Source organism: Gordonibacter pamelaeae 7-10-1-b (assembly GCF_000210055.1).
Classification (GTDB): Bacteria; Actinomycetota; Coriobacteriia; order Coriobacteriales; family Eggerthellaceae; genus Gordonibacter; species Gordonibacter pamelaeae.
Map to the genome: position 1 here is coordinate 2,868,870 of NC_021021.1, position 9,733 is coordinate 2,878,602.

A 9,733-nucleotide genomic window follows, 5' to 3' on the forward strand; every position below is an offset into this window, starting at 1 on the left:
CGGCGCGCCGTCGAGGCCAAGCCCGCGCCCGAGGCGCCGCCCGAGAAGTACTACCCGCACGGCCGCCCGCCACGGGAGACCGCGGGGCACGCTAAGAGCGCAGCGGCCCGGACCGCAAAGGACCGCGGAAAGAAGAAGAAACCGCCGACTGGCAAGGGCTCGTCGTAAGGAGATTGGTCTATATGGTTGAAAGACTCGAGGCGGCGGCCGAGACCGGCGCCGAATACTACATGGTGACGGTCTCCGAGTCCGTCACCTTCAGCTATCCCGCGCTCGCCACGGACGCCGAGGCTGCCCGCGAGAAGGTCGCCGCGCTCATCGAGGCGGGACGCGTCCGCGCTCCGCTCGACCTGGTCGGGGCGCCGTGCCGCCGCGAGGGAATCGAGGTCGTGGATGCCGTGGAGTCCGAGGACCTGAGCTGTAGGCAGGTCTGCGCCCAGACGCTCACGCCGGGCGAGGCCGAACGGCTCGTGGACGACGTCGAGGCCGGAAAGCTCTACGAGAAGACGCCTCCGCAGATGGCGCATGCCGCCAAGTCGATCCTCAAGAAGACCGGCTCGGGCAAGCTGACGCCGACCAAGCGGCAGAGGAAGTGACCGGGTTCCCGTTCGGGAGCCTTACGGGCCGCCGGACCGCATCGCGGGACGGCGGCCCTACCATCTCGGGTATCAGAGCGCCGGCTTTTGGGTGCCGGCCTTCTCGGATTGGAGCGCATCGATATGGACGCAAGCGGACAGAACTACAAGGACACTTTCAGATATACCGATGTGGAGTACACGCCCGACGGCCATACGGACGTGTACCGCTGGGACGATTTCCTCGGGATCGCGGGCGGCCACGTCTACAGCGCCATGGATACCATCGATATGGTCTCGACCGGCGGCCAGTACGAAGGGGATGAGCCGGAGCATGCCTATGCCTGCGAGGTCGTCGTGTGCTGCGGTCTTAGCGACGGAGTCGCACTGTTCCGCCCGGTGTCCCACGACGGGGCGGACCTGATCCAGATCGCGTTCCTGCGCAACGATGTCGACGACGCCACCGGGGCGTACACCGAGCGATTCGAGGCGGGGTCGTTCGACTTGCCTGCCGCCGACCTCCCGCGTTCCGAGTCCAGGGTCGACCTCCTGGAGTATTTCAGCGGAAGGTCGTTCAAGCACACGCCCGGCGTGAACCGCGGGCTCGACCCGCGCGAGGCGGTCGATTCCATCGAAGACGCCATCGGATGCGATCTTGGACTGTTCGACGGTTTCTGGCTCGGTGTGCCCGGCGAGGCGGATATGCGCGTCGGACCCTATACGAAGAAGAGCCTCCTCGACTTCTCGTATTACGCCAAGGAGCTGTCGTGCAGATACGGGCTCGCCGATAGCGATATCCTCGAAATCGCCCGGCACCTGCCCGAGGACTGCCCCGACCGCCTCGCGGCGGTAAAGGCCTATCTCGATTGCGAGTACGTGCCGGACGGCAATGCGTCCGATGAGAGGGCCTACCGATGGGGCGACTTCCTCGACATTGCGGGCGGCAACGCCCGCTACGCTGCCATGCTCATCGACAGGACCTCGCCTGGCGAGCCCGAAGAGGGGCTTCACCCCGAGACGCTGGTCGACCAGGATATCCGCGAGACCGAGACCTTCACGCTCGCCGGGCGGCCCATCGCCCCGGAGGACATCTACGACCTCCCCCGGACCGTTCATGGGCTCTATAAGGAGCTTACGGTCAACGTCGACCGCTCAGGCAGGCTTGTCCGGGACTGGCGCGGCTTTTCCGCCGACGCCGATGCGGACGACGTGCTGCGCGCGATCGAGGCTGCGTTCGGCGAGACCGAGTACAGCCGCGCGGGAACCGTGCTCGGCGCCTATGCCGACGACACGTTCATGTCATCCTTCTATTTGGCGCAGGATGCCGCGCGCGACGTCACGCCGCTCACGCCCTGGGAGGACGAGGACGGCGTTGCGTTTCTGTCGCGCACCCTAGATGCCGGTGCGGGCGCGACCGTCCCCTGCCTTTGGTACTGCATGCGTGACGGGGAGGAGGGCTTCGAGGTCGGCGGCGTCAAGCTCGACTGCTCGAATATCGGTTTCGACGAGGTCGCCTCCGCGGCGGCCTCCAACGGCCTCGACAGCGTTCTCGCCTATCTCGAGGATTCCCCCCGCGGCCTGGAGCCGCTGTGCGACATCGCCGTGCGCCGCGCCGATGGCGGGCAGGCCGATGCGGTCAAGCACTTCGGCAACCAGGATGAGGCCATGGCCATGCTCAGCGCGATCACGGGATGCAGAATCCAGGCCTACGGCACCGACACCCTCATCTATCGCGCCTCGCTCGGCAGCTCTGCGGCGGCGAAGCTCGCCGCGGGGGCGCTCGCGATGAAGGATCGCCTCAGCGGGCGCGGTGACGCTGTCGAGATCGGCCGCCGTCTCTAGGGGGCCGGCTCGCGGAAGGCGTTTTCGGCCCCGGGCCCTTTCGAGTCCGGGGCCTTTTGAGCGCAAGACCTCGGCAGGTCCGTCGGCTTCCCGTACGGGAAATGGTGACCATGGCTGCGGCTGGCGGCGATGCGGGCGGGTACTATCGGGTTATAGCGGTGACCGGGTCGGTCCCGTGCCTTCCTTCTCAACCGAAAGGACTTCTCCATGGATCTCTTCATGCCCGCGGAACGCGTCCTCTACGACCGGGCCTACTATCTCTCCGATGAGGCGGTGGATGATTATAACGAATATATAGCGGACCGAGACGGCGTCAATGTCGATGTGGTGTCCTCCCTCGATTTCTTTATGAATGAGGTTTGGAAAGAGATCGATTACGCCATCGACAACGACCTCTCCGACGAAATCTCCTGTTTCGATCGCATGCTGCGCGACTTGAAATGCGGCGGCGACCCGGAACACCCGACCGAGATCTCCGTGGTCGCCAAGGGGACGGTCGAGCGCTGGGACGAGCCTTCACGCGGGCTGGTCGTGGCCGACTCCCTGCTTTCCCTCGCACAGGGCACCGGCAGCGCGGATGCCCTCAAGGATTGCCAAATCGACCGCCTCGTGGACACGAACGGCGAGTTCCATATCGAGGCCTCCCATCATGACGGCTCCGTCAATCTGGACGTCCGGCTCATCTCCGGGGTCTCGTACGATGCCAAGGGGTTCAAGCTCGGCGGCGAATATTATGCGCCCGGCAAAATGGACCTGGTCGATTTCTATATCCTCCTGGATAACCTCTACGACTCGCCCGATGTCGGGCCGTGCTCGCTGCCGCGTTTTTCGGAGCGCGCCTACGGCACGGCGCGGGAGTCCTACCGCTTCGGGGAGACGGCGTTCGATATCTACCAGGTTGCCGATTCCCCCGATCGGCCCTACTTGGTGAAGATCTCGACGGGTGAAGGTGCCTGCAAGGATGCAGGACTCCGGTTCGCCTCCGTCGGCGAGGCCAAAGCGTGGTGCCATCGGTACTCCCTGCGCGAGCTCGCCGAGGACGATAAGAAGCCCGAGCCGGCCGTCTTCGCCGCCGCGGCGAAGACGGCCGCCGGGTGCTCCGGCGGGGACGGTGCCGGAGATGCCGGCGCGATCAAGCTGTAAAGCGATTTCGAAAGGATAGGGTCATGGCTGAGAATCACGAGCCCGGCAAGTGGAATGCAGTCGTCTGCAACGGCTTCGGTGCCGTCAACGTCCTCTCCTCCATCAACGTCGAGGAGCTGGGCTGGGACTATACCGAAATGGAGCTCGACCCCACCGGGACCTGCGGGCTCTTCGACGGCATGCTGCTCGACTGGGACGACGACACGCCCGAGGAGCGCCGCGAACACGAGGAATTCTTCCCCGATGCGTTCACGGTGGGCGCCCGCATCCTGGCCGACGACTGGGACCATGAAATCGGCAACGACGAGGTGCGTTCGCGCTGCTTCCTCATCATCGAGGATGCCGACCAGTTCACCGACCACGATACCGGGCGCGACTGGCTCTGCGAGAGTACGTTGGCCGACTTCACCGATGTCGAGGCGATGACGTTCTTCCAGAACCTCACGCTCGTGGACTCCCAAGATATCGCGAAGCTCGGCGGGCGCCCGATCATCCCGTCCGCGGGACCCGAGGAGTGCCGTGCGGCGGTGCTCGCCTTCAACCGGAAGATGATCCCGCGCCGCCGCGAACGCGGACTCGGTGACATGGCCGACCCCAGCAGCGTACAGAAGACTGCGCCGGCTCCGAAGCCCGTCATGCCGAAGAGGGAGCAGGTCATCCGCGGGCTCGGAAGGGTCGATTTCTCCGGGCTCGGATACGGCTGGGGCACGCAGTATCCCGACTCGCTTTCGGTCGATGCCACCGGCATCGATTGCCCGTCGGGTGAGCACAATACCGTCCTGAACTTCTCCCCCATCACGCATGCCGTCGATGTGAATGGCAGGAAGTTCTTCTGCCATGAAACGACTTTGAGCTATGACCGCAACGCTGATTCGTGGTCCGGCGCCACCATCGGGCCGGAATTCTGGACCTTCGACGGCGAGGAGGCCCGTGAGTTCGCCGAGAACATCGGGTTTGATCGCCTGGCGGCGCGCGCGTGCGGCAAGCTCGGCATCGACGCGCCGGGGCTCAAGGAGCGCGAAGCGCTCCCGATCCCGAAGGCCGCCGATGTAGCGCCCGAGCCCGGTGCGCAGGCTATGGCGGCTAGAGCCGCGGCCTGCAAAAACGTTTCCGGCGAGGCCGGTGGCGGCAAGCATATCTAGTGCGAATCCGATTCTCACTGCGGTCAGCTGGCGGTCCTTCCCATTCGGGAAGGACCGTTCTCGTTGTAGGGTGCTCCGGGTAGCATCTTCGGTGTATACGGCCTGCTTTTATCTGGGAGCTGATGACATGGCAGCGAAACAATACGACCTCGAATCGAGCGTCCTCGATTGGTACAGAGACTTCTGCCCGGAAAACAGTTTCGATGTCCAGATCCGTCCCGATATCACATTCGCGGACGTCGTCGTGGGCATGGCGAACGGTATCGATCTGAGCGACCTTATCGGTTCCGATAGCGAGGTCTTCAGCAATATCGTGTTCGTGAAGCTGGCCGAGATCACCGGGGAGAGTTACAGGACCGTTGCTAATGTGTGGTATGAGGCGCCGATGACGAGTTTGTCCGCAGGTACCGTTATTGGAAAACCGGTCTCGAGGCCATACGCGACCATGCCACCGAGCTTTTTGCGGCCTGTCAGGTTCAGTTGGCGTTCACGCAGGCGGACTTCATCCTCCAAGCGTGCGAGCGCAGTATTGAGCCGACGGAGGAGATGTATTTCGATTCCGTCTACACACCCCAGCCTAATTTCCACTTGGATGTCCTGGATGATTGCGTCATCGCCCTCCGCAACCCCGCCTTTTCAGCCGTCAAGGAGGCCATTGCCGATATCGAGAACCAGAGTAAAGCCGTGAACAAGACCTCCGCCGTTCCAACGGATGTCGCCGCGGCGGCCAAGAAGGCCGCCAGCGCAAGCATCTCGACCGACGGCGATGCCGGCGGCAAGCATATCTAGCTCGATCTGATTCACATTGCGGTCAGTTGGCGGCCCTTCCCGTTCGGGAAGGGCCGTTCTCGTTGATGCGCGACGCGGGTAGCATCTTTGTCGTATCTGGCTGACCCTCTTTTTTTGGAGCTGGCGAAATGAGCAAGAAGCATTTCAATTTCAAGTCTAGTATCCGCGATTGGTATATCCGGGCATTTCCGTCCGATCAGCTCGGCTACAGGATCAACCCACTGGCCACCTTTGCCGGCGCCGTGAAATGCATGGCGGACGGAGGCGACATCTATAAGTATCTCGGCGTCGGGGACTCCCCGGTGCGTGAGAACGTATTCTTCAAGATCGCCGCCATCACGGGCGTGGATTACGATGCCGTATATGACCTTTGGCTTCATCATGACGAGGACGAGTGCAGCAGACTGGTCTTCCTCGGCGACCATCCGGACTGCGCCGTCGATCGCGACTGGCGGGAACAGTTCGATGAGGTGGTCTCCCCTTCCGAGCAAGTGCGCTATGACGAGTTGCTTGCAGCCGAAGAGCATCGCAAGGCCGAGACGTTCGATTCGTTCATGGAGGTTAACGAGACTCCCATGGACGAGGTGCGAGGCGCCGGGATCGCGATGATGCTCATGCAGGGCATCGTTTTCGCCGAGATCGCAAAGAAGATCGATGGGCCGAGCGAAGAGCTGAACGAACGCATCGCGACCTTCAACCGCGACCTCAAGCGCCTCTACAACGAACCGCTCCACAAGAAGGTGGAACAAATCGAGAGCCAGGTCGGAAAGCTGGAAGAGAAGGCGGCCATCTACGACGAGATGCGCTATACCGCGGAACATACCGACCCGGCGGATATCCGCATCGCAGAGGGCAGTGCCAGCATGACCGGCGCCCTCATGGCCGCCGCGATGGCGAGCTACGACCTGTCATGCGGCCTTATCGACGATGAGCACATCGGGCGATACGGCGACGTCATCACCGCCCTCGAGGAGCGTATGGGCGTCGGCACCGGAGCCCTCTCCGTGCAGACCGAGGCGGGCGAGCTCATCGCCAACGCCAAGGAGGACGGCATCAGCGTCGGCATCGACATTCCCGGCGGCAAGTGCGCGGATATCGCCTTCGTCGATGCGGACCCGGATGCCAACGACCTCTATCCGACGCCCGTCCGCGCCTTCACCTACAACGGCCGCGACGAAGAGCCCGATCACCGCACCGACGTGCATCTCGATGGGGACATGGTGCTCGAGGGGCAGTTGACTGCCGAGGCCCCCGCACATTTGCCCGGCGACGTCGCCGCGGCTGCCAAGGAGGCCGCCGCCAAGAGCGTCAAGCCCGACACCGTCGGCGCCGACGGCATCAAGCACTAGGAGGGAGGCATAGCCATGGAAGAGACCTATCAGCTCATCGAGGGCTCGCCGACGCTGCGCGACCTGGACGCGGAGAACGGTTTCCTCTGGTGCCCGTTCGGGCACTCGGGGCGCCAGAACGAGCCGGGTATCCTTATCAGCCGACTCGATGACGGCAGCTACGACGTGAGGCTCGGGACCGGGTTCGACAGCCCCGAGCGCTTCGCGACCGGGGACCCCGATTGGTCCTGGATGGACTTGTCCGTGGCCTCCACCGTGGATGCCACCTTCGCGGACGACATGGCGCTCAGCGACTGGATCGCAAGCGAGACGACCGCCACCGGCGCCGCATGGGCGCGATGCTTCAACCCCGGTTGCGGTCCCGACGGCGTCGCGCCCGATTTCAGCCGCGCCCGGGGACGCTTCCCCGATGCGACCGTGGCCGCCTGGGCGGCCGAGCGGAGCGTGAACGGATCTGATGTCAATTTGGGTATCAAGGAGCGTATGTTATGAGCGAGCATATTTCTGTAATGACCGATTTCGGCGAACTGATCGCCACGCCGTTCGCAGGCGGCATCAGCGTGGATATCAACCTGCCCGATGGGAAGGGCAGCGGGCAGCTCGCCTTCATCGAGTCGACGCCGGCTGAGTTCCAGGATGACTACCCGACGCCGGTGCATGTCTTCACCTACGACGGGCGCGATTCGGAACCGGTGCATCGGACCGATGTTCACCTCGACGGGGACGCCATGACGCTCGATCCCGTGAAGGGCGCGCCGGCGCACGACGGCGCGCAAGCGCATGGCGGCGACAGGCATCCCGCAGATCTCGCCAAGGCCGCGAGCGCGGCGGCGAACCGAACTGCCGGTTCGCACGCGGACGAGGCCGGCGGCATCAAGCACTAGGACGTCGATGCCTACCGGCTAACGGATCGTCTTTGCGGGATTGTCTCGGCGGCTGTCGGCTATGCCGGCGGCCGCCGATTTCTTTGCCGCGGCCGCGAGGGTGGCGGGAGATGCCTTCTCGAGGACGACAGAGACATTCCTTCGGGCCTGCTCGGCCCTCTCCAGGGCCTCCGCATACTTGGCCTCCGCGCGGTGCTTGGCGCCGTACAGATCCATGTACTTCGCGGCATTTGCCGTATAGTCTGGCGTCCGGTAGTCCAGTGCCGGCGGCGCGTCGATCGCCTGGAGCTCCGCCGGGCGCCATGTCGGGTTCTTCGCGGTATCCTCCAGGGCGTCCAGGAACCTCGTGATCATCTCGGCCCCTGGTGAGATATCCCTTTTGTCAAGACGAAAACGCAGGGAAAAACGAGCAGAGCGCCCTGCTAGACGCATCGCGATTCCGAAAGCCCACGAGGGATCGCAAGGCGTCAATAAATGTAACTAATTGATTTGCTATGTACCATTCATAATGGTACATTGATAATTGTTTAGTTACATGAGGAGGCGGAGCATGAGGGAGTACGTCGAGAAGGCGCTGCACACGAGAGTCGATTGCGAGCCCGTCGACGCCTCGGGGCTCCCCCTCTACCTGAGGGGGCCGCCTCGCGCAGGGCGCCGTCGGTTATCTCCACGTCGAAGCGCCGCTCCAGCTCCTCCTTGAGCAGCCGCACCTCCTCGTGCCAGGCGTCGGCCTCCCAAGACCGGCCGCGGCCCGGCGGCAGGTGCAGCACGTAGGTGTCCTTGAGCTCCCCCAGCAGCTCGTACATCTTCTTCTTGCCGTCGCAGGTGGTCTCGCCCACGATGAGGTCGGAGAAGTACGTGAACGGGCACTTGTCGGAGAGGGCGAACCCGTAGGTGGACTTGACGAGCGGGCACAGGTTGGCCGGCAGCACGGCCTCCGCCGCCGGGATGGTCTCGGGGCTCGTGCCGCAGAGGCCCACCGCGGCCGCCCCGGCGGCGTCGATCACCTCGAGCGGGGTGTAGGAGCAGAGGTACCCCACCAGACGACCGCCCGTCCGCTTGTAGTCCATCACCCTGACGAAGGCTTGCCTGCGGGCCTCGTCGAACTCCTCGAACGTGCGGGGAAGCGCCGCATCCATACGCCGCTAGCCCCTCTCCGCCCGCAGCTCCAACGCGCAGAGCGCCGCGCCCAGGGCGCCGGCGAAGCGGGCTTCGGGGCAGGTGTCCACCGGCTTGCCCAGGCGCGCGGCCAGGCGCTCCACCACGTAGACGTTGTCGCACAGGCCGCCGGTGAGGAAGTACGCCCCGCCCGGCATCTGCGCCGCGAGCGCCGCCACCCGCGCCACCACGGACTCGATGACGCCGTTGGCGATGTTCTCCCGTGGCTCGCCCGCGCCCACGAGCGAGATGACCTCGGACTCGGCGAACACGGTGCACATGCTGGAGATGGCAGTGGGGGTGCCGGCGCGCGCGAGGCGCGCGAGCTCGTCCTGGTCCACCGCCAGGCGGTCGGCCATGATCTCCAGGAAGCGCCCCGTGCCGGCCGAGCACTTGTCGTTCATGACGAACTTTTTCACCACGCCGTTGGCCAGCGCGATGATCTTCGTGTCCTGGCCGCCCACGTCCACCACCACCCCGTCGCGCCCGAACAGGCGCGCGGCGCCGCGGCCGTGGCAGGTGATCTCCGTGACCACCTTGTTCGCGTAGGGCACGGCCACCCGGCCGTAGCCGGTGGCCACAACCGCGACCGTATCCACGTCGATGCCCGCCTCGTCCAAGAGGGCGCGCACGCGCCGCGCGGCGTCCACGCTGCTGAACCCCGTGGGACACAGCAGCGTGCGCGCGAGCGCGCCGCCCCCGTCCAGCACGGCGACCTTCGTGGCGGTGGACCCCACGTCGATGCCCACGTAATGCATGGCCTTCCTTTCCATGAACCGTCCTTGAAACCCTCTGGAACCGCGGCCCGCCGCGGTTTTCGCGCCGCAGGGGCAAGACCCGCCCGCGCCGGC

General features: G+C 64.7%; 11 protein-coding genes. 8 read left to right on the forward strand and 3 right to left on the reverse strand.

Going from position 1 to position 9,733, the window contains the following annotated elements:
* The first annotated feature begins 182 nt into the window (after positions 1 to 182).
* From GPA_RS13250 to GPA_RS13285, 8 genes are all read left to right on the forward strand, one after another.
* A complete protein-coding gene (locus GPA_RS13250; protein WP_015540186.1) occupies positions 183 to 596 on the forward strand; it encodes a hypothetical protein in 414 nt (137 codons plus the stop codon).
* A gap of 123 nt (positions 597 to 719) precedes the next feature.
* A complete protein-coding gene (locus GPA_RS13255; protein WP_041239644.1) occupies positions 720 to 2,417 on the forward strand; it encodes a hypothetical protein in 1,698 nt (565 codons plus the stop codon).
* Between the two features lie 207 nt (positions 2,418 to 2,624).
* Positions 2,625 to 3,560 (forward strand): hypothetical protein, encoded by a 936-nt coding sequence (locus tag GPA_RS13260; RefSeq protein ID WP_015540187.1) that lies wholly within the window; start codon positions 2,625 to 2,627, stop codon positions 3,558 to 3,560.
* A 23-nt stretch (positions 3,561 to 3,583) separates the two neighbouring features.
* The gene (locus tag GPA_RS13265; protein ID WP_015540188.1) at positions 3,584 to 4,702 is read left to right on the forward strand and encodes a hypothetical protein; all 1,119 of its coding nucleotides are present in this window, start codon (positions 3,584 to 3,586) and stop codon (positions 4,700 to 4,702) included.
* Between the two features lie 546 nt (positions 4,703 to 5,248).
* The gene (locus tag GPA_RS13270; RefSeq protein ID WP_167536677.1) at positions 5,249 to 5,491 is read left to right on the forward strand and encodes a hypothetical protein; all 243 of its coding nucleotides are present in this window, start codon (positions 5,249 to 5,251) and stop codon (positions 5,489 to 5,491) included.
* A gap of 128 nt (positions 5,492 to 5,619) precedes the next feature.
* Complete coding sequence (locus GPA_RS13275) at positions 5,620 to 6,840, forward strand: hypothetical protein (protein WP_015540189.1); 1,221 nt, start codon at positions 5,620 to 5,622, stop codon at positions 6,838 to 6,840.
* A gap of 15 nt (positions 6,841 to 6,855) precedes the next feature.
* Positions 6,856 to 7,332: a hypothetical protein gene (locus GPA_RS13280; protein WP_015540190.1), complete on the forward strand. Its 477-nt coding sequence runs from the start codon at positions 6,856 to 6,858 to the stop codon at positions 7,330 to 7,332.
* A complete protein-coding gene (locus GPA_RS13285) occupies positions 7,329 to 7,724 on the forward strand; it encodes a hypothetical protein (RefSeq protein WP_041239646.1) in 396 nt (131 codons plus the stop codon). Before GPA_RS13280 ends, GPA_RS13285 begins: the two co-directional genes overlap by 4 nt.
* An 18-nt stretch (positions 7,725 to 7,742) precedes the next feature.
* Here GPA_RS13285 and GPA_RS13290 read toward each other — a convergent pair whose 3' ends face one another.
* The 3 genes from GPA_RS13290 to GPA_RS13300 form a co-directional block, all read right to left on the reverse strand.
* Positions 7,743 to 8,078, reverse strand: coding sequence for a hypothetical protein (locus GPA_RS13290; RefSeq protein WP_015540192.1), 336 nt, complete (start codon positions 8,076 to 8,078; stop codon positions 7,743 to 7,745).
* Between the two features lie 173 nt (positions 8,079 to 8,251).
* Entirely contained in the window at positions 8,252 to 8,863 is a 612-nt protein-coding gene (locus tag GPA_RS13295; protein ID WP_015540193.1) for a 2-hydroxyacyl-CoA dehydratase family protein, read from the reverse strand.
* Between the two features lie 6 nt (positions 8,864 to 8,869).
* Complete coding sequence (locus GPA_RS13300) at positions 8,870 to 9,655, reverse strand: acyl-CoA dehydratase activase (RefSeq protein ID WP_015540194.1); 786 nt, start codon at positions 9,653 to 9,655, stop codon at positions 8,870 to 8,872.
* Between the last annotated feature and the right edge of the window lie 78 nt (positions 9,656 to 9,733).